General features: G+C 34.4%; 15 protein-coding genes. 12 read left to right on the forward strand and 3 right to left on the reverse strand.

Features of this window, described 5'->3' with window-relative positions; all coding sequences use genetic code 11:
* Window positions 1-91 precede the first annotated feature (91 nt).
* The 3 genes from hisA (at window position 92) to hisIE (ending at window position 2341) form a co-directional block, all read left to right on the forward strand.
* A complete protein-coding gene (hisA, locus tag AC3E9W_RS16025) occupies window positions 92-814 on the forward strand; it encodes a 1-(5-phosphoribosyl)-5-[(5-phosphoribosylamino)methylideneamino]imidazole-4-carboxamide isomerase (RefSeq protein WP_488769122.1) in 723 nt (240 codons plus the stop codon).
* Between the two features lie 86 nt (window positions 815-900).
* The gene (gene hisF / locus AC3E9W_RS16030; RefSeq protein ID WP_488769123.1) at window positions 901-1656 is read left to right on the forward strand and encodes an imidazole glycerol phosphate synthase subunit HisF; all 756 of its coding nucleotides are present in this window, start codon (window positions 901-903) and stop codon (window positions 1654-1656) included.
* An 82-nt stretch (window positions 1657-1738) separates the two neighbouring features.
* Complete coding sequence (gene hisIE, locus AC3E9W_RS16035; protein WP_488769237.1) at window positions 1739-2341, forward strand: bifunctional phosphoribosyl-AMP cyclohydrolase/phosphoribosyl-ATP diphosphatase HisIE; 603 nt, start codon at window positions 1739-1741, stop codon at window positions 2339-2341.
* 153 nt (window positions 2342-2494) lie between these two features.
* On the opposite strand, the gene AC3E9W_RS16040 is transcribed toward hisIE, so the two are convergent.
* A complete protein-coding gene (locus AC3E9W_RS16040) occupies window positions 2495-3193 on the reverse strand; it encodes a carbohydrate-binding family 9-like protein (RefSeq protein ID WP_488769124.1) in 699 nt (232 codons plus the stop codon).
* Between the two features lie 234 nt (window positions 3194-3427).
* On the opposite strand from AC3E9W_RS16040, the gene AC3E9W_RS16045 reads away from it, so the two are divergent.
* Together AC3E9W_RS16045 and AC3E9W_RS16050 are read left to right on the forward strand one after the other, a co-directional pair.
* Window positions 3428-5083 carry a M1 family metallopeptidase gene (locus AC3E9W_RS16045; protein ID WP_488769238.1) on the forward strand — a complete coding sequence of 552 codons (1656 nt, stop codon included), beginning with the start codon at window positions 3428-3430 and terminating at the stop codon, window positions 5081-5083.
* A 225-nt stretch (window positions 5084-5308) separates the two neighbouring features.
* Complete coding sequence (locus tag AC3E9W_RS16050) at window positions 5309-6964, forward strand: M1 family metallopeptidase (RefSeq protein ID WP_488769125.1); 1656 nt, start codon at window positions 5309-5311, stop codon at window positions 6962-6964.
* Between the two features lie 316 nt (window positions 6965-7280).
* On the opposite strand, the gene AC3E9W_RS16055 is transcribed toward AC3E9W_RS16050, so the two are convergent.
* Entirely contained in the window at window positions 7281-8825 is a 1545-nt protein-coding gene (locus AC3E9W_RS16055; RefSeq protein ID WP_306155167.1) for a hypothetical protein, read from the reverse strand.
* A gap of 155 nt (window positions 8826-8980) precedes the next feature.
* On the opposite strand from AC3E9W_RS16055, the gene AC3E9W_RS16060 reads away from it, so the two are divergent.
* The 7 genes from AC3E9W_RS16060 to acs all read left to right on the forward strand — a co-directional run bounded on the left by AC3E9W_RS16060 (window position 8981) and on the right by acs (window position 19694).
* Window positions 8981-10156 carry a 2-isopropylmalate synthase gene (locus AC3E9W_RS16060; RefSeq protein WP_306155165.1) on the forward strand — a complete coding sequence of 392 codons (1176 nt, stop codon included), beginning with the start codon at window positions 8981-8983 and terminating at the stop codon, window positions 10154-10156.
* Between the two features lie 93 nt (window positions 10157-10249).
* The gene (gene leuB / locus AC3E9W_RS16065; RefSeq protein ID WP_488769126.1) at window positions 10250-11368 is read left to right on the forward strand and encodes a 3-isopropylmalate dehydrogenase; all 1119 of its coding nucleotides are present in this window, start codon (window positions 10250-10252) and stop codon (window positions 11366-11368) included.
* A 270-nt stretch (window positions 11369-11638) separates the two neighbouring features.
* Window positions 11639-13312 (forward strand): dihydroxy-acid dehydratase, encoded by a 1674-nt coding sequence (ilvD, locus tag AC3E9W_RS16070; RefSeq protein WP_488769127.1) that lies wholly within the window; start codon window positions 11639-11641, stop codon window positions 13310-13312.
* 154 nt (window positions 13313-13466) lie between these two features.
* Window positions 13467-15155: a biosynthetic-type acetolactate synthase large subunit gene (ilvB, locus tag AC3E9W_RS16075; RefSeq protein WP_488769128.1), complete on the forward strand. Its 1689-nt coding sequence runs from the start codon at window positions 13467-13469 to the stop codon at window positions 15153-15155.
* Between the two features lie 87 nt (window positions 15156-15242).
* Window positions 15243-15764 (forward strand): acetolactate synthase small subunit, encoded by a 522-nt coding sequence (gene ilvN / locus AC3E9W_RS16080; RefSeq protein ID WP_456892883.1) that lies wholly within the window; start codon window positions 15243-15245, stop codon window positions 15762-15764.
* Window positions 15765-15826: 62 nt separating this feature from the next.
* Window positions 15827-17296 (forward strand): ketol-acid reductoisomerase, encoded by a 1470-nt coding sequence (ilvC, locus tag AC3E9W_RS16085; RefSeq protein ID WP_306155155.1) that lies wholly within the window; start codon window positions 15827-15829, stop codon window positions 17294-17296.
* A gap of 490 nt (window positions 17297-17786) precedes the next feature.
* Window positions 17787-19694 (forward strand): acetate--CoA ligase, encoded by a 1908-nt coding sequence (gene acs, locus AC3E9W_RS16090; protein WP_306155153.1) that lies wholly within the window; start codon window positions 17787-17789, stop codon window positions 19692-19694.
* Between the two features lie 184 nt (window positions 19695-19878).
* Here the strand turns inward: acs and AC3E9W_RS16095 are convergent, their stop codons facing one another.
* The gene (locus AC3E9W_RS16095) at window positions 19879-20475 is read right to left on the reverse strand and encodes a 3'-5' exonuclease (RefSeq protein ID WP_306155151.1); all 597 of its coding nucleotides are present in this window, start codon (window positions 20473-20475) and stop codon (window positions 19879-19881) included.
* Between the last annotated feature and the right edge of the window lie 2 nt (window positions 20476-20477).

Consider the following 20477-nt stretch of genomic DNA (forward strand, 5'->3'; position numbering starts at 1 on the left):
CCAAATTCCAAACTGTATATCAATCAAAATATCAAAAATTTCAATTTTTAGAAAATCTAAAATCTAAAATCAGAAATCTAAAATAAATAAAATGAGAATAATACCAGCCATAGATATCATTGAAGGAAAATGCGTTCGTTTGTCCAAAGGTGATTATGATACGAAGATAATTTACAATGAAAATCCGCTGGAAGTGGCGAAATCATTTGAAGCGCACGGAATTGAATATCTGCATTTAGTAGATCTTGATGGTGCAAAATCAAGTAAAATTGTCAATTATAAAATATTAGAACAAATTGCATCGCAAACGAGCTTAAAAATTGATTTCGGCGGCGGATTAAAATCGGATGATGATTTGAGAATTGCTTTTGAAAGCGGCGCCAATCAGATTACTGGCGGAAGTATTGCAGTAAAAAACAGAGCAATTTTCGAAAAATGGATTTCTGAATACGGGACAGAAAAAATCATTTTGGGCGCAGATGCAAAAGATGAAAAAATCGCAGTTTCGGGTTGGTTAGAAGAATCAAACGAAGATTTGATTCCGTTTATTCAGGATTATCAATCTACAGGAATTCAGTATGTTATTTGTACCGACATTGCAAAAGACGGAATGCTTCAAGGCCCAAGTTTTGATTTGTATTCGAAGATTTTAGCGGAAGCGAAAGGAGTAAAGTTAATTGCTTCTGGAGGAATTTCAACTTTCGACGAATTGCCAAAACTTGCAGAACTAGGTTGTGAGGGAACTATAATTGGAAAAGCAATTTATGAAGGAAGAATCACTTTAAAACAACTTGAAAACTTTATAATTAGATAATGTGATAATTAGAAAATTAGATAATTATTTTAGCAAGCGCATAAAATTATCTAATTGACTAATTATCTAATTGACACATTAGGAAAATGTTAGCAAAAAGAATAATACCCTGCTTAGATATAAAAAACGGAAGAACCGTAAAAGGCGTTAATTTCGTAGATTTACGTGACGCTGGAGATCCTGTGGAATTGGCTGAGATTTATTCGGCTGAAGGTGCAGACGAATTGGTTTTTCTGGATATTTCGGCAACCGAAGAAAGACGTAAAACGCTTGTAAATATGGTGCGAAGCGTCGCGGAAAAAATCAATATTCCGTGTACTGTTGGCGGCGGAATTTCATCTGTAGAAGATGTTGATATTCTGCTGAATAATGGAGCTGATAAAGTTTCGATTAATTCATCGGCAGTTAAAAATCCGCAATTGATTAATGATTTGGCTCAGAAATTTGGCAGTCAATGCGTGGTTGTTGCGATAGACGCCAAACAAATTGACGGACAATGGATTGTGCATTTAGTAGGCGGAAAAGTGCCAACAGAATTAAACTTATTCGATTGGGCTGTAGAAGTGGCAGAACGTGGCGCGGGAGAAATTTTATTTACGTCAATGGACAATGACGGAACTAAAAATGGTTTTGCAAACGAAGCTTTGGCTAAACTTTCTCAATTAGTAAATATTCCGATTATTGCTTCGGGAGGTGCCGGAAACATTCAACATTTTGTAGATTCGTTTAAAGAAGGAAAAGCAGATGCAGCTTTAGCGGCAAGTGTTTTTCATTTTAAAGAAATTGAAATCAAAGCTTTGAAACAGGAGCTTAGAAATAATAATATAGAAGTTAGAATTTAGAAGAAATTCCAAATTTTAAATTCCAAATTCCAATAAACTGAGTTTAGAAATTAAATCTAAAATCTGAACTCTAAAATCTAAAATAAAAATGAACATCGATATCAAAAGCGCACACGGATTAATTCCGGCGATCATTCAGGATTCAGAAACTAAAAATGTTCTGATGTTGGGTTATATGAACGAAGAATCGCTTCAAAAAACAATAGAAACTCAGAAAGTAACCTTCTTCAGCCGTTCCAAACAAAGGCTTTGGACAAAAGGTGAGGAGAGTGGCAATTTTCTAAACCTCGTAAGCATTAAAAATGACTGCGATGGCGATACACTTTTGATTCAAGCGAAACCTGTTGGGCCAACTTGCCACACAGGTGCAGATACTTGCTGGCAAGAACCGAACGATGCTAATTACGGATTTATTTCTCAGTTAGAAAGCACTATCAAAACCAGAAGAGAAAACGCAGATTCTGAGAAAAGTTATGTAGCTTCTTTATTCGAAAAAGGAATTAATAAAATAGCTCAAAAAGTAGGAGAAGAGGCTGTAGAAGTGGTCATTGAAGCAAAAGATGATAACGACGATTTATTCCTTAGCGAAAGCGCTGATTTATTATTTCATTATTTAATACTGCTTCAAGCAAAAGGATATCAGTTAAATGATGTTGTTGAAGTTTTGAAGAAACGTCAGAAGTAAATTTTGTTTCAGATTTATGTGGATTTAACCGCAAAGAACGCAAGGCATTTGATATACTAGACCTTCTAAACGCAAAGTTCGCAAAGCTTTACATATAAACTTTGCGAACTTTGCGTAATTCTTTGCGCTCTTTGCGGTTAAATTTTCAAGCAACTACTCCACAAACTCAAAAACCGCAAACTCTTTCGGCTGATGAAAGCCAAATTTTGAGCTTTTATACGGCTGTAATGCAAGATATTCCGTTGTGTTACCGTAATCAATTCTAAAAGTATTTCCTCTCCATTTTGTTCCAGTTTTTGGTTTTGAAAAATGGCCATTTTCAATTTTTTCAAGACTAGAAAAAGGAATTTTTATTTCTACAGTATAGCCATTCTCATTGATTTTACTGACGTTTTCTAAACCTGCAATATCAAAAGCCATTGTGGTTTTCCATCCGCCGCATTCTGGAGAAATGCATTTTAAAAGCAAATCGTAGTGGGTTGAAAACGCATTTACTCCAATTTCAATATAATTTCGACCGTCTCCATCGGGATCGAGAAATATTTCTACTAGATCATCAGTATAAAAGATTTCAGAGTCTTTTTTTTGCGGTGTTCCAATAATCTTAGAATCTGTGGAGTTGTAGGCGACATACAGATTTTCATTATTCCACGAAAGTGAAACAAATGTTTGCTGTGTAGCCTTTTGTGCTGTGTTATGAATTACAAACGGACCTAAAAAAGGTGTTTTCCAATCGGTTAAATCGCCATCAATAGTTATCTTTTCATTTGTTTTAGGAATAGAAATTGTCTGCGAGTAATTATTTATACAAAACAAAAATGTCAGAAGAGATATGAGGGGAGTAAATTTCATAAAATAGAATAATTAGTCAATTAGATAATTAGCAAATTAGATAATTAGTCAATTAGAAAATTAATTATTTAACTAACCGACTAATTATCTAATTCTCTAATTGACTTATTATCTCATTGTCTATATTCAGCTAAAATAAAAAACAATGTTGGATATGAATACAAATTTTGTAACATTGATCAAAAAAGAATACTAATAGTATAACAACATAATTCAAAACATAATTTATAAATGATGAAAAAATACTTTGGAAGTGCTGTAATGGCTCTTTTTATTAGTTTTTCTGGTATTGCTCAGGGGCTTATGGCAAAGTCTGGAGCGGTTTTTACGCATCAGGATTCCTTACGCGGAAGCATTACAAAAGAAAGAGCTTGGTGGGATCTGAAATATTATCATTTGGATATCAAAGTAAATCCATCAGATCGTACTATTTCGGGATCAAATACGGTTCGTTATACTGTTTTAACCGAATACAATCGCATGCAGATTGATTTGCAGGAGCCAATGAATATTACGAAAGTTACTCAAAACGGAAAAGAACTAAAATTTGAAAGAGACGGAAATGCTTTCTTTATTACGTTAACTGAAAATCAGAAAGTTGGAGAAACAAAAGAAATCGTGGTTTCATTTGGTGGAGTTCCAAAAGAAGCGATTCGCCCGCCTTGGGATGGTGGAATTACGTGGCAGAAAGACAAAAACGGAAAAGACTTTATTGCTTCATCTTGCCAAGGCTTAGGTGCGAGTGTTTGGTGGCCTTGTAAAGATCATATGTACGATGAAGTCGAAAATATGCTGATTAGCGTCAATGTTCCAGGACATTTAACTGATGTTTCAAATGGAAGGTTGCAAAGTGTTAAAAAACAAAAAGATGGCACAAAAACTTTTAATTGGTATGTTTCCAATCCGATTAACAATTATGGGGTAAATATCAATATTGGTGATTATGTAAATTTTTCTGAAAAGTTTAAAGGAGAAAAAGGCGATTTAGACTGTAATTATTATGTTTTAAGAGATAATCTGGCAAAAGCAAAAGAGCAGTTTAAAGACGCACCAAAAATGCTGAAAGCTTTTGAAAGCTGGTTTGGACCGTATCCGTTTTACGAAGATAGTTATAAATTGGTCGAAGTTCCATATTTAGGAATGGAGCACCAAAGTTCTGTTACTTACGGAAACAATTATCAGAATGGCCATAACGGTCATGATATCAGCGGAACTGGCTGGGGAATGAAGTTTGATTACATCATTATTCACGAATCTGGTCACGAATGGTTTGCCAATAATATTACCTACAAAGACATTGCAGACATGTGGATTCATGAGAGTTTTACCACTTATTCTGAAGTGCTTTTTGTTGAATATTATTATGGTAAAGATGCCGCAAATGAGTACGCAAGAGGACTTAGAAAAATGATTGAGAATAAACATCCTATCATTGGGCATTATGATGTAAATAGAGAAGGTTCTGGCGATATGTATCCGAAAGGCGCTAATATGATCCATACGATTCGTCAGGTCATAAATGATGATGCCAAATGGAAATCGATTTTAAGAGGAATGAATAAGACTTTTTACCATCAGACTGTTACGACAAAACAAATAGAAGATTTTATAAGCAAAGAATCTGGCATTAATTTTAGTCCAGTTTTTGATCAATATTTGAGAACACCTCAGGTTCCTACTTTGGAATATTATTTTATGGACCAGAGATTGGTTTACCATTGGATCAATTGTGTCGAAAATTTTGATCTTCCTGTAAAAGTAAGCTTAAATGGTGTTGAAACTTGGCTGAAACCAACTACAGACTGGAAAGCAGAAAATGTAAAGGGAGATAAATCTACTTTGATAGTGGATAAAAACTTTTATGTGACAGAATTCAATATCACAAATTAAGAGCAAATGGACGCGGATAAAGCGGATTCGCTATCGCGAAAACGCTGATTTAAGCGGATTTTTTTATTATTACAAAAAGAAAAGTCTGTTTTTTTCCGTGTCTTCGCGATAACGAATCCGTTTGATCTGCGTCTCATTTTATCAGGAAATCATAAAATTTCAAAAATCTTAATTCGAATGTTTACATTTGTTTCAAATTGATTTCAAAATAATACTATTTTACTAATGAAAAATTACTTCGGAAGCATTTTTACTGCTTTTTTAATTGGTTTTAGTGCCAATGCTCAAGGACTTCTTAATAAGGGAGAAACCGTTTTTACACATCAGGACACTTTACGTGGAAGCATTACAAAAGAAAGAGCTTGGTGGGATCTAAAATATTATCATCTTGATGTAAAGGTTAATCCGAAAGAAAAAGCTATTTCGGGTTCAAATACAGTCCGTTATACTGTTTTAACAGAAAACAACCGTATGCAGATTGATTTGCAGGAGCCAATGAACATTACCAAAGTAACGCAGAATGGTAAGGAATTGAAGTTTGAAAGAGACGGAAATGCTTTCTTCATTACTTTAACAGAAAAACAAAAAATAGGCGACACTAAAGAAATTAAAGTTTTCTTTAGCGGAAAACCAAAAGAAGCTGTAAGAGCGCCATGGGACGGAGGATTTTCTTGGAAAAAAGATAAAAATGGAAAAGATTTTATCGCTACGTCTTGCCAAGGTTTAGGTGCTAGCGTTTGGTGGCCTTGTAAAGATCACATGTACGATGAAGTAGAAAATATGCTGATTAGCGTAAATGTTCCTGGAGATTTGACAGATGTTTCGAACGGAAGATTGCAGAGCGTTAAAAAGGAAAAAGACGGAACTAAGACTTTCAATTGGTATGTTGCAAATCCGATCAACAATTATGGTGTGAATATCAATATTGGCGATTATGTAAATTTCTCTGAAGTTTTCAAGGGAGAAAAAGGCGATTTAGACTGTAATTATTATGTTTTGAGAGATAATCTGGCTTTAGCAAAAGAGCAGTTTAAAGATGCTCCAAAAATGCTGAAAGCTTTTGAAAGCTGGTTTGGACCTTATCCGTTTTATGAAGACAGCTATAAATTGGTTGAAGTTCCCTATTTAGGAATGGAACACCAAAGTTCTGTAACGTACGGAAACCAATATAAAAATGGTTATTTAGGACGTGATTTGAGCGGTACAGGCTGGGGATTAAAATTTGATTTTATCATCATTCACGAATCTGGACACGAATGGTACGCGAACAATATTACGTACAAAGATATTGCGGATATGTGGGTTCACGAGAGTTTTACCAATTATTCTGAAAGTCTTTTTGTGGAATATTATTACGGAAAAGAAGCTGGCGCCGAATATGTAATTGGTTGTAGAAAAAATATTAAAAATGATACTCCAATTATCGGACATTATGATGTAAATAATGAAGGTTCTGGAGATATGTATCCGAAAGGAGCAACAATGCTTCACATGATTCGTCAGGTTATTAATGACGATGCCAAATGGAAATCGATTTTAAGAGGAATGAATAAGACTTTTTATCATCAAACCGTTACTGGAAAACAGATTCAGGAGTATATCAACGAACAATCTGGAATTAACTTCAATAGAGTTTTTGCTCAATATTTAACCACAACTCAGATTCCGGTTTTTGAATATATGTTTAAAAATGGAACTTTCGGATATCACTGGACTAACTGCGTATCGAAATTTGATATGCCTGTAAGGGTGAAATTAAATGGCGTTGAGACTTGGTTGAAACCAACAACTGAATGGCAGTCAATTAAAACCACAAGCGAAGATAGAAAAGTAGAAGTAGATAAGGATTTTTATGTAACTACTTCTAATATTGTTGAATAAAATTCGATAAATCTCAATTTCTTAAATCCCAAATTCCAAATTTTGGATTGTGCAAAGCGAACCCGACAGGTTTTAAAACTTGCCGGGTTTGTTATTTTTCATAAAGTTTGTCATTTCGACGAAGGAGAAATCTTCGCGAGAAACTCCATAAAGATTGGACTTTCGTTACGGAGCTGCTTGCGAAGATTTCTCCTTCGTCGAAATGACAAAAATGGCGTTAAGAAAACATCTTAACGCCATTTTTTTATTGGATTTGTCCCTTCGACTTCTCTCAGGATGCAATTGGAATTTGGGATTTAAAAAATTGGAATTTAAACTATCTATTGTTCAATTTAGCTTTCTCCTTAATAATATCAGCAATTTTTCTATTCTCAATTTTGCTTTCCAACCATGAAATAATATCTAGGTAAAGGAAAGCTCTTTTCTCGTAAGTATTCTTTTCAAGTTCCACAAAACGAGTGTGCATTTTTTTGAATTCCTTTTTAATATCAGCAGGGTAGAAGTTATTTAAGTTTCTCAAAAACTTAATAATTTCTTTTTGAACCTCATGTAAGTCATTCATTTTCAATAAAAACTTATAGGTGCTTTTAAGATGATTTTCCAAATAATAATCTTTTCCAAGCTCATAATGTGCAATTAGAGACAATAATCTCGCAAAACACATTAAATCCTCTCGCATCGTCAAATTCTTATTGTTGATGATTTTATCTAGATAATTAATGCATTCGTTGTATTTTTCGTTTCCGAAATAAATTGAAGCAATTTTATAGAAAAACAACATTTCGTGATGCTCGTCAAGATGCTCGCTGTGGAGTTTTAGTTTATCTAAAATCTCTGGAATCAAGTATTCGCTTTCAGCAAAAGTTCCTTCTAAAATGTGCAGATTTAGCTTATTGTTGTAAACATATAGAAATGACAGCGATGCAATATTGTCATTTACAGGAAATTTTGGATCTGCAATAGTTTCTTCCAAACGATTCAGGTATTTCTTGAAATTCGATTTATACTTTAACATATAAAGCGATTCTAAGAAATAGTGATTTCCTTTTAAGAAAAATACAGGATTCAGATAAATCATGTTCGGATTATCATAAAACAGTGTAACCCATTTATAAGCAAATTTATAACTCGCTAGAAAATCTTGTACCAAGAAACTTCTCCAAAGACTGGCATTATAAAACCAATATTTTTCGCGAAAGCCAAACTTACTTTCGTCCAGTTTTGCAATATGTCTGTTGAAATAATCGTCTATATATTTGTATTCTTCATCGCTTTTAACGTAACCGGTTTTCAGCATGATTCCGTATAACTGAAGCGAAAGATTGGATAATTTACTAGAAATCGTATTTCTATAATTCAATTCTTTTGCCTGAACAACCAATTCGTCGGCGCGACCTTGAATACTTCGTGTAATGTATTGCGATTCGATTAGTTTTTCGAATTCCACAATTTCATACGCCATATATTTTTCGTCATTTTCAAGTGCCTGCTGTTTGGTCTTGTCTAAGATTTTTAAACTCTGCTTGTATAATCCTTTATTATATAGAATAACAGCAAAATCCATTTGCTCGCGAAGCTGGTAGCGGATATTCTGGCTAGGAATATTTAATCTAATGCTTACGAGAATTTGTTTGTATAAGTATGATTTTAAGTTAGATAACTGTACTTTTTGTATGATGCCACTTTTCAGAATGAGTTTTTCATCGTAAACCTCAGACTTATCTAAAATGTTGAATAATTCGATAAATTTTGTGTTTGAACTCGTTTCTAATCGGCTTGCAAAAATTTTAAACTGCCTTTTTTCTGATTTCGAAAGTGATTTGATTAGAACAAATAAGAAATCTTTTTGATGGTTAGCCATTGTAAAAAATAATAATATAACTTATTGATTATAAGTTAGTTAATATAGGATAAATCGTTTTATAAACAGTATAATTTCATTAAAATGAATTTCATACTGTATTAGTACAATATATATTTGTTATCAAGATGTGAAATTACATTAAATAAATGAATATGAATAGAGAGAAAGTTCAAATTTTTGACACCACATTGCGAGATGGTGAACAAGTTCCAGGATGTAAGTTAGATACTAAACAAAAATTAGTTATCGCAGAACGACTAGATCAAATGGGAGTTGACATTATCGAAGCAGGCTTTCCTGTGTCAAGTCCAGGCGATTTTTTATCGGTCTCTGAGATTTGCAAAATTGTAGAAAATGCAACCGTCTGCGGATTGACAAGAGCCGTAAAAAATGACATTGATGTTGCTGCTGCAGCACTTAAAAATGCTAAAAAACCTAGAATCCACACTGGAATCGGAACGTCAGAATCTCACATACTCCACAAATTAAATACCACGCCAGAAGACATTATCGCAAGAGCAAAATATGCTGTTGCACACGCAAAATCGTATGTAGAAGACGTTGAGTTTTATGCAGAAGATGCTGGTAGGACAGACAACGCTTTCTTAGCAAAAGTTTGCGAAGAAGTAATTAAATCTGGAGCTACGGTATTAAATATTCCAGATACTACAGGATATTGCCTTCCTGAAGAATACGGAGCAAAAATTAAATATTTAAAAGAAAACGTGAAAGGAATCGAAAACGTAACCCTTTCATGCCACTGTCATAATGATTTAGGAATGGCAACTGCAAACTCAATCGCAGGAGCTATAAATGGAGCAAGACAAATAGAATGTACTATTAATGGTATTGGTGAGAGAGCTGGAAACACTGCCCTTGAAGAAGTGGTAATGATTTTCAAACAGCACCCTTACTTAAATTTAGATACAAACATTAATACGAAAGAATTAAACGCAATGAGCCGTTTAGTTTCTGAAAGTATGGGAATGATTGTGCAGCCAAACAAAGCAATTGTTGGAGCAAATGCTTTTGCGCACAGTTCAGGAATTCACCAAGATGGTGTAATTAAAAACAGAGCAACTTACGAAATCATGGATCCGCTAGATGTTGGAGTAAATGAATCGTCAATTATATTAACTGCCAGAAGTGGTAGAGCTGCATTGGCTTACCGTGCTAAAAAAGTGGGTTACGAACTTACAAAAGTACAATTGGATATTGTATATGTTGAGTTCTTGAAATTTGCTGATATCAAGAAAGAGGTTGTAGACTCAGATATTCACCAAATTATTGAAGCTTCTAAAATTCAAGGAGATTTAATTAGAAGCTAAGTTAGAAAGATAAAAGAATAAAGAGTAAAGAAAATAGAATAGAATAAAGACCAAAGAGAATAAAGGATTTAAATACATAAAGAACGAGACGTTATGAATTTGAAAATTGCAGTTTTGCCGGGAGATGGAATTGGACCTGAGGTTATTTTACAAGCAAAAAAAGCATTATATGCTATTGCTGAAGTTTACAATCATGAATTTGTTTTTGAAGACGCACTCATGGGAGCTGTTGCGATCGACAAAACTGGAAATCCGTTACCGGAGCAGACTTTAAATCTTTGTTTAAACACAGATGCTGTTTTGCTTGGTGCTATTGGAGATCCTAAATATGATAACAATCCAAATGCAAAAGTTCGTCCGGAGCAAGGTTTGTTAAAACTTCGCAAAGAGCTTGGTTTGTTTGCTAATATTCGTCCGATTAAACCTTATAAGGCTTTAATTGAATCTTCTCCATTAAAAAAAGAAATTATTGAAGGAGCAGATTTTACAATTTTCAGAGAATTAACAGGCGGTGCTTATTTCGGAGCTAAAACTTTGAATGAAGAAGGAACACACGCTTCAGATTTATGTGAATATACTGAAGAAGAAATTACAAGAATTGCACATTTGGCTTTTAAATCGGCACAAAACCGCCGTAAAAAGCTAACGTTGGTTGACAAAGCAAATGTTTTGGAAACTTCAAGATTATGGAGAAAAGTAGTTCAGAAAGTGAGCGAAAATTATCCAGATGTAGCGCTTGATTTCTTATTTGTTGATAATGCGGCGATGCAGTTAATCTTAAATCCGAAACAATTTGATGTGATTTTGACAGAGAATTTGTTCGGAGATATATTATCTGATGAAGCTAGCGTAATTACGGGGTCTATCGGTTTGTTGCCGTCAGCATCTTTAGGAGAGAAAAATGCTTTGTTTGAGCCAATTCATGGATCATATCCGCAGGCAAAAGGAAAAAACATTGCCAATCCGATTGCTTCAATCTTAGCAGCGGGAATGTTGTTAGAGCATTTTGGATTAACTAAAGAAGCAAATGTAGTTTTTGCTGCAGTTAAAAAAGCTATTGAATTTAAGGTAGTTACAGTTGATTTGAAACCAGATTCTAAATTTGGAACAAATGAAGTAGGAGAGTTTGTTTCCAACTTTATTTTCAGCAAAGACGATTTGCTGTATTTTAATAATGACAATGTTAGTATTGGACAATCTACAATTGTTTAATATTTTTTGTTAAAACGTGAAGATAACAACAAGAAGTATCGAAAATGTTGAGATTTTATTTTTTTAGTTCCTTAAGTTTTCATACTTTTGTCACACTAAAAAAATAGAAAGATGCAAATCTCAATTATTATTACTTCTGTCGTTGTTGTCAATGTGATTCACACATCTGCATCGGGAATGTTATAAATATAATTGAAAGACTATATTACAAACCTTCCAAATACTTGGAAGGTTTTTTTTTGAATAAAAATAAAATAAAACAAATTATAAATGGAATTAAATAAGTACAGCAAGACCATCACTCAAGATCAAACACAGCCTGCGGCGCAAGCGATGTTGTACGGAATTGGTTTAACTGAAGAAGATTTGAAAAAAGCACAAGTAGGTATTGTGAGCATGGGTTACGATGGTAACACTTGCAACATGCACTTGAATGATTTAGCAAAAGATGTTAAAAAAGGTGTTTGGGATGCAGATCTGGTCGGACTTATTTTTAATACCATTGGTGTCAGTGACGGTATTTCTAACGGAACTGAAGGTATGCGTTACTCACTGGTTTCTAGAGATGTAATTGCAGATTCTATCGAGACAGTTGTGGGAGCGCAATGGTACGATAGTTTAATTGCAATTCCTGGATGCGATAAAAATATGCCAGGAGCCTTAATTGCAATGGGAAGATTAAACCGCCCAGCAATGATGGTTTACGGAGGATCTATTCACTCTGGAAAGTGGAAAGGAGAGTCTTTAAATATTGTTTCTGCTTTTGAAGCTTTAGGTAAAAAAGTTAGAAACGAAATTACTCCAGAAGATTTTAAAGGTGTTATTCAAAATTCTTGCCCTGGGCCAGGTGCGTGCGGCGGAATGTATACAGCAAACACAATGTCTTCTGCAATTGAAGCTTTGGGAATGAGTTTGCCATACAGTTCTTCAAACCCGGCTATGAGTCAGGAAAAAAGAGACGAATGCGCTGCTGCTGGAGCTGCAATTAGAGTTTTATTAGAAAAAGATATTAAGCCAAGAGATATCATGACGCGCAAAGCTTTCGAGAATGCTATTACAATTGTAGCAGTTTTAGGAGGTTCTACAAATGCAGTTATGCACTTAATCGCAATGGCGCACTCTGTTGGAATTACGATCACTTTAGATGATTTCCAAGCGATTAACGATAGAACACCAGTATTGGCAGACATGAAGCCAAGTGGTAAGTATATGATGGAAGATGTTCACGAAGTGGGAGGTATTCCTGCAGTGATGAAATATTTATTGAAAGTTGGATTGATTCACGGAGACTGTTTAACGGTTACAGGAAAAACTGTTGCAGAAAATTTAGCAGAAACTCCAGATTTACAAGACGGACAAGAAGTAATTCATGAAATTCAAAAAGCATTAAAACCAACAGGAAATATCCAAGTATTATACGGAAATCTTGCTTCTGAAGGTGCTGTGGCAAAAATCAGCGGAAAAGAAGGAGAATATTTTGAAGGTCCTGCTGTAGTTTTTGAAGGTGAATTTGAAGTAATTCCAGGTCTTCAAGCCGGAAAAATTAAACCAGGTAATGTAGTCGTCATTAGAGGTTGCGGGCCAAAAGGTGGTCCGGGAATGCCTGAAATGCTAAAACCTACATCTGCCATTATCGGAGCTGGATTAGGTAGCAACTGTGCACTAATTACAGACGGTAGATTCTCGGGCGGTTCGCACGGTTTTGTGGTAGGACACGTTACACCAGAAGCATATGATGGTGGTGGTATTGCACTAGTTAAAGATGGAGATTTAATTGCTATCGACGCTGTGAAAAATACAATCGACCTAAAGATATCTGACGAAGAATTTGCAGCAAGAAAAGCAGCTTGGGTTAAGCCGTCTTTAAAAGTTGACAGAGGGGTTTTACTTAAATACGCAAGATCGGTTTCGAGTGCATCAACAGGATGTGTAACCGATAATTAATTTAAAAAAGAACAATATCAAAAATCAATTTCAATAACAATGTCAATTACAAAATTCAATTGCAATAAAGGATAAAATATCAAAAGTCAATTTAAAATTTGAATTTGATATTGATTTTTGACATTGCCATTGAAATTGATAAAAATAATATACTATGAAAATATCAGGGGCAGAAGCCGTTATAAGATGTTTATTAGCAGAAGGAGTAGATTTAATTTATGGTTATCCAGGTGGAGCTATAATGCCAGTTTACGACGAATTATATAAATTTCAAGATCAGTTGCACCACGTTTTAGTACGTCACGAACAAGGAGCAACGCATGCAGCTCAAGGTTATGCAAGAGCTACAGGAAAAGTAGGGGTGGCAATTGCTACTTCTGGACCAGGTGCTACCAACTTAGTAACTGGTATTGCAGATGCTCAGATCGACTCAACGCCTTTAGTTTGTATTACAGGGCAGGTAGGAAGACATTTATTAGGATCAGACGCTTTTCAGGAAACGGATATTATCGGAATTTCGACTCCGGTTACCAAATGGAATTTTCAGGTAACTGAAGCTTCTCAGATTCCTGAAATTATGGCAAAAGCTTTCTATATCGCTCGTTCTGGCCGTCCAGGTCCAGTATTGGTAGATATTACAAAAAATGCTCAGTTTGATGATTTAGAGTTTAGCTACGAAAAATGTATAGGAATTAGAAGCTACGTTCCAGTTCCTAAATTAAAACAAGATAAAGTTGCTGAAGCTGCGGCTTTAATTAACAGCGCTAAAAAACCTTTAATTGTTTTTGGTCAGGGAATTATTCTTGGTCAGGCAGAAGCAGAGTTTAAAGCGTTTGTTGAAAAAACAGGAATTCCTGCAGCATGGACTATTTTAGGGCTTTCTGCACTTCCTACAGATCATCCGTTGAATGTTGGTATGCTTGGAATGCATGGAAATTATGCGCCAAACTTAAAGACAAACGAATGTGATGTTTTAATTGCTATGGGAATGCGTTTTGACGACCGTGTTACAGGTAAATTGAGCACTTATGCAAAACAGGCAAAAGTAATTCACTTCGAAATTGATCCTGCGGAAATCGATAAAAACGTTAAAACAGAAATTGCTGTTTTAGGAGATGTAAAAGAATCTTTAGCAGCACTTTTACCTTTAGTAGATCAAAAGTCTCACGATTCTTGGCATAATGAATTTAAAGAATTGCATAAAATAGAATTTGATACAGTAATTAAAGACGAATTAAATCCAAGTGAAGATAAAGGAATTTCGATGGGAGAAACTATTGAAATGATCAACAAACATTCAAAAGGAGATGCAATTATTGTAAGCGATGTTGGGCAGCACCAAATGTTTGCTTGCCGATATGCGAAGTTTAATTCTTCTAAAAGTAATATTACTTCTGGCGGTTTAGGGACAATGGGATTTGCATTGCCAGCAGCAATTGGAGCGAAAATGGGTCAGCCAGAACGCGAAGTAGTTGCCATTATTGGTGATGGAGGTTTCCAGATGACTATTCAAGAATTAGGAACTATTTTCCAGACACAGGTACCAGTTAAAATTGTTATTCTAAACAACGAGTTTTTAGGAATGGTACGTCAATGGCAGGAATTATTCTTTGACAATAGATATGCATCTACAAGAATGACAAACCCAAATTTTGTTGCGATTGCAGAAGGATATCATATTAAATCTAAAAAAGTAACACAAAGGGAAGATTTAGATGCAGCCGTTGCAGAAATGCTGGCTTCAAAAGATTCTTATTTCTTAGAAGTTATGATTGAAAAAGAGAATAACGTTTTCCCAATGATTCCAACGGGAGCTTGTGTTTCTGAAATTAGATTAAGCTAGAAAAAAGTTTCATGTTTCAAGTTTCATGTTCCAAGTTAAGTAAAGCTTGAAACTTTAAACTTGAAACAAAATAAACTAAAAAACAACATGGAAGATAAAACATTTACCATATCGGTATACTCAGAAAATAACGTGGGTTTATTAAATAGAATATCGGGAATATTCTTAAAGCGTCACATTAATATATTAAGTCTAAATGTATCAGAATCAGAAATAGAGAATGTTTCAAGATTTATCATCGTAGTAAATACGACAGAAAAATGGGTTCAGAATATTGTAGGCCAGATTGAAAAACAAATTGAAGTTATAAAAGCATTTTATCATACAGACGAGGAGACGATTTTCTTAGAAAATGCTTTATTCAAAATTGCTTCAAGTTTGTTGTTTGACGAAAAACAAATTCAGAATATCATCAAAGAAAGCCAGTCAACAATTGTAACGGTTTCAAGAGATTTCTTTGTGATTTCAAAATCAGGAAGACGTCAGGAAATTGAAGAATTGTACAACAAGTTTAAGCCTTATGGAATTATGCAGTTTGTACGTTCTGGAAGAATCTCAGTTTCAAAAGAAAAAATGGAGATTTCTACCTTATTAGAAACCTTTAAATAATAAAATCTTAGTTATATATAATCAATTATTAAAATTTCATTTCATTAAATATTAAAACAAAAATGGCAAATTATTTCAATACATTACCACTTAGATTACAATTAGAACAATTAGGAGTTTGCGAATTTATGGAGCAATCTGAATTTGCAGACGGGATTGCAGCTTTGGCTGGAAAAAAAGTTGTAATTGTTGGTTGTGGAGCACAAGGTTTGAATCAAGGTTTAAACATGAGAGATTCTGGTTTAGACATTTCTTATGCATTACGTGCAGATGCAATTGCAGAAAAAAGAGCTTCTTATAAAAATGCAACTGAAAATGGTTTCACTGTAGGAACTTACGAAGAATTGATTCCAACTGCAGATTTAGTTTGTAACCTTACACCAGACAAACAACATACAGCTGTGGTAACTGCTATTATGCCATTAATGAAACAAAATTCTACTTTGGCTTATTCTCACGGATTCAACATTGTAGAAGAAGGAATGCAGATTCGTAAAGACATCACTGTAATTATGTGTGCTCCAAAATGTCCAGGTTCTGAGGTGCGTGAAGAGTACAAAAGAGGATTTGGAGTTCCAACTCTTATCGCAGTTCACCCAGAAAACGATCCAAACGGATTAGGTTTAGATCAAGCAAAAGCTTACGCTGTAGCAACTGGAGGACACAGAGCAGGAGTTTTAAGATCATCTTTCGTAGCTGAAGTAAAATCAGATTTAATGGGTGAGCAGACAATTCTTTGCGGATTATTGCAAACAGGATCTATTTTATGTTTCGATAAAATGGTTGAAAAAGGAATCGATGCTGCTTACGCTTCTAAATTAATCCAATTTGGATGGGAAACTATCACTGAGGCTTTAAAACATGGTGGTATCACAAATATGATGGATCGTTTGAATAATCCTTCAAAAATCGAAGCTTATGAATTGGCTGAAGAATTGAAAGATATCATGCGTCCATTATTCCAAAAGCACCAAGACGATATTATTTCTGGAGAATTCTCAAGAACAATGATGGCTGACTGGGCTAATGACGATGTGAACTTATTGAAATGGAGAGCTGCAACAGGAGAAACTAACTTCGAAAAAACAGCTCCACAAGAAGCTCCAATCTCAGAGCAAGAATATTTTGACAACGGAGTTTTAATGATTGCAATGGTTAAAGCTGGTGTTGAATTAGCTTTCGAAACTATGACAGAAGCTGGAATCATTGAAGAGTCTGCTTACTACGAGTCATTACACGAATTGCCATTGATCGCTAACACTATCGCTAGAAAGAAATTATTCGAAATGAACCGTGTAATTTCTGACACAGCAGAGTACGGATGTTACTTATTCGACCACGCTTGTAAGCCGTTGTTAACTGAATTTATGAAAAAAGTAGATACTAATATTATCGGAAAACCGTTTTCAACTTCAAACGGAGTAGATAATACTGTATTAATTGCTGTAAACAAAGAAATCCGCCAACACCCTATCGAAGAAGTAGGAGCTTGGTTGAGAGAGTCTATGACAGCAATGAAAAAAATTGGATAATAAAAAATTGGGAATTTCCGCAGAATTGGATTCTGCGGAATTTGCACTGTATCAATGATTTGTAATATTTTGAATTAGTAAGCACTTATTAAGATAAAAGATATAGATGCATATTGCATTCACTTAACTTCAGTGAGAGAGTTAAGTGAAGCTAATCCCTAAAATGGGGTATGTTTTAATAAAAATATACTTGTTGAAATTTCTGTTTTAATTAATAAAGATGCTGCTATTTTCAAAATAGAGAAAAGTCTCGCAGTGCGGTTTACAATATTAATTGTTATTGAAATTTGTTAAATTAAAAAAGGCATAATATCTATCTGTTATGCCTTTTTTTCAGTTTCTAAAATGGGTTTAAAAAATAAATTTTAAAACAAATGCAATAATTATCATACTTTATTAAATAAAAGGTTTTTTTTAATAAAATTTATGAATTAAATTATTTTACGGATACGTTCAGATTTAATACATTTATAAAAAAATTCAACAAACGATGAGCTATTACAAAATTGAAAATTTAGAACAATATTTTAAGCATTACAATAAATCAATAAGAGAGCCGAGAAAATTTTGGGGAAAAATAGCTGAAGAAAATTTCACATGGTACCAACAATGGGACAAGGTTGTTGATTTTAATATGGCTGACGCAGAAGTAAAATGGTTTACAGAAGCGAAAGTTAACATTACAAAAAACTGTATTGATAGACATTTAAGCAAAAGAGGAGATAAAACGGCAATTATTTTTGAACCGAATGATCCAAATGAAGAGGCTTTACATATAACGTATAACGAACTATACGAAAGAGTATCAAAAATGGCAAACGTCCTTCGCGAGCAAGGTGTTCGCAAAGGAGATAGAGTTTGTATTTATTTGCCAATGATTCCAGAATTGGCTGTTTCGGTTTTAGCTTGTGCTAGAATTGGAGCAATTCACTCTGTTGTTTTTGCTGGATTTTCTGCATCGGCAGTTTCAGCGAGAATCAACGATTGCGAGTGTAAAATGGTAATCACATCAGACGGAGGTTATAGAGGAAATAAAACAATTGACCTTAAAGGAATTGTTGACGAAGCGCTAGAAACTTGTCCTTCAGTTTCAAAAGTATTAGTAGCAAAAAGAACTAATACTGACGTAAAAATGAAAGATGGCCGTGATGTTTGGTTGCAGCCATTATTAGACACTGCTTTAGATAATAGTGTTGCAGAAATTATGGATGCCGAAGATCCGTTGTTTATTCTATATACTTCAGGATCAACAGGAAAACCAAAAGGAATGGTTCATACTACTGCGGGTTACATGGTTTATACAGCCTATACTTTTAAAAACGTTTTCAATTACGAAGACAATGACATTTTCTGGTGCACAGCAGATATTGGATGGATCACAGGTCACTCTTATATTTTATACGGACCATTATTGAATGGAGGTACAACTGTATTATTTGAAGGAGTTCCTTCTTACCCAGATTTTAGCCGTTTTTGGGATATTATCGAAAAACATAAAATCACACAATTCTACACGGCACCAACTGCAATTCGTTCGCTTGCAAAAGAAAGTTTAGATTACATTCAAAAATATCCTCTAAAATCACTTAAAGTGATTGGATCTGTTGGAGAGCCAATTAACGAGGAAGCTTGGCACTGGTTCAATGACCACGTAGGAGATAAGAGATGTCCGGTTGTAGATACTTGGTGGCAAACAGAAACTGGAGGAATTATGATTTCGCCAATTGCTTTTGTTACGCCAACAAAACCAACTTATGCTACTTTGCCTTTACCTGGAATTCAGCCGGTTTTGATGGATGAAAAACGCAATGAAATTGAAGGAAACCAAGTAGTTGGAAGTTTATGTATTAAATTCCCATGGCCTGGAATCGCAAGAACTATTTGGGGAGATCATAACCGTTATAAAGAGACGTATTTCTCTGCTTTCCCTGGAAAATATTTTACAGGAGACGGCGCTTTAAGAGACGAAGTTGGATATTACAGAATTACGGGTAGAGTAGATGACGTTGTAATTGTTTCTGGACATAATTTAGGAACTGCACCAATTGAAGATGCAATCAACGAGCACCCAGCGGTTGCAGAATCTGCTATTGTTGGATTCCCACATGATATTAAAGGAAATGCTCTTTATGGATATGTGATTCTAAAAGAAACTGGAGAAGTCAGAAATAAAGAAAACTTATCTAAAGAGATCAATCAATATATTGCTGATCACATTGGGCCAATCGCTAAATTAGATAAAATTCAATTCGTTTCTGGTTTGCCAAAAACACGCTCAGGAAAAATCATGCGTAGAATTTTACGCAAAATAGCTGAAGGAGATTTCTCTAACTTTGGAGATACTTCAACTTTATTAAATCCAGAAGTTGTGGAGCAGATTATGAAAGAAAGAATCTAGTCTAATAATTGATACAAATAACAAAAATGCCTCTTAATTTTAAGAGGCATTTTTGTTTTATAATAATAATGCGGACTTCGACTTCGCTCAGTCTGACAGCTTTGTTCTTCTATGTTCTTTCCTTCAAAAGTTACATTACAAAACTTAAAATTCCTTATATAACTTATATGGTTAAAACCAATTCCTATTTTATTCCCAAACGAGATTTTAATTTCAAGAATAAAAGTCCAATTCTATAAGCATCTTCAGAAGAAGAATTTCTGTCGCTTTTTGGAATCTTATAAATTTCGCATAAATCATCAAGCGAAAACTGTTTATCATTTATATCAGTAAGTTTTCTGTACATAACATCAACATCTAGCGCTTCATTTTTCAAGCGTCCGCAATCTAGGCGTTCTAAAGCGGCGTTAAGCATTTCGATATCAAAATTAATGTGATGCCCAACTAAAATAGAATTACCGATAAAGTTCACAAAAGCTTCCAAAGCATCAGGCTCCGGCATTTTCATCATTTTGCTTTCTATGATAAATTCATTCGAAAGTCCGTTGTCCTGAAGATATTTGTATTGCAATAAAACCGTTTCGAAATTTTCTTTGATAACTATGCTGTTGTCCATTACCGAAAAGGCACCAAGAGACAATATAACATCCTTATCCGGATTTAGTCCAGAAGTTTCAGTCGAGAGAACAACAAACTTATTAGGTTTGGTTTCGAATTTAGTTAAATAGTCTTTCCAGAAATCTGGATAGTCTTTATTGATATTTTTTAGCCAGTCTAGCATAT

Source organism: Flavobacterium sp. 38 (genome assembly GCF_057799715.1).

Excerpts from the sequence above, each read along its gene's own strand:
- acs (WP_306155153.1), top strand. The coding sequence starts at position 17,787 with ATGAGCTATTACAAAATTGAAAATTTAGAACAATATTTTAAGCATTAC.
- AC3E9W_RS16095 (WP_306155151.1), bottom strand. The coding sequence starts at position 20,475 with ATGCTAGACTGGCTAAAAAATATCAATAAAGACTATCCAGATTTCTGG.
- ilvB (WP_488769128.1), top strand. The coding sequence starts at position 13,467 with ATGAAAATATCAGGGGCAGAAGCCGTTATAAGATGTTTATTAGCAGAA.
- ilvD (WP_488769127.1), top strand. The coding sequence starts at position 11,639 with ATGGAATTAAATAAGTACAGCAAGACCATCACTCAAGATCAAACACAG.
- AC3E9W_RS16055 (WP_306155167.1), bottom strand. The coding sequence starts at position 8,825 with ATGGCTAACCATCAAAAAGATTTCTTATTTGTTCTAATCAAATCACTT.
- ilvC (WP_306155155.1), top strand. The coding sequence starts at position 15,827 with ATGGCAAATTATTTCAATACATTACCACTTAGATTACAATTAGAACAA.
- ilvN (WP_456892883.1), top strand. The coding sequence starts at position 15,243 with ATGGAAGATAAAACATTTACCATATCGGTATACTCAGAAAATAACGTG.
- hisA (WP_488769122.1), top strand. The coding sequence starts at position 92 with ATGAGAATAATACCAGCCATAGATATCATTGAAGGAAAATGCGTTCGT.
- AC3E9W_RS16050 (WP_488769125.1), top strand. The coding sequence starts at position 5,309 with ATGAAAAATTACTTCGGAAGCATTTTTACTGCTTTTTTAATTGGTTTT.
- AC3E9W_RS16060 (WP_306155165.1), top strand. The coding sequence starts at position 8,981 with ATGAATAGAGAGAAAGTTCAAATTTTTGACACCACATTGCGAGATGGT.
- leuB (WP_488769126.1), top strand. The coding sequence starts at position 10,250 with ATGAATTTGAAAATTGCAGTTTTGCCGGGAGATGGAATTGGACCTGAG.
- hisF (WP_488769123.1), top strand. The coding sequence starts at position 901 with ATGTTAGCAAAAAGAATAATACCCTGCTTAGATATAAAAAACGGAAGA.
- AC3E9W_RS16045 (WP_488769238.1), top strand. The coding sequence starts at position 3,428 with ATGAAAAAATACTTTGGAAGTGCTGTAATGGCTCTTTTTATTAGTTTT.
- AC3E9W_RS16040 (WP_488769124.1), bottom strand. The coding sequence starts at position 3,193 with ATGAAATTTACTCCCCTCATATCTCTTCTGACATTTTTGTTTTGTATA.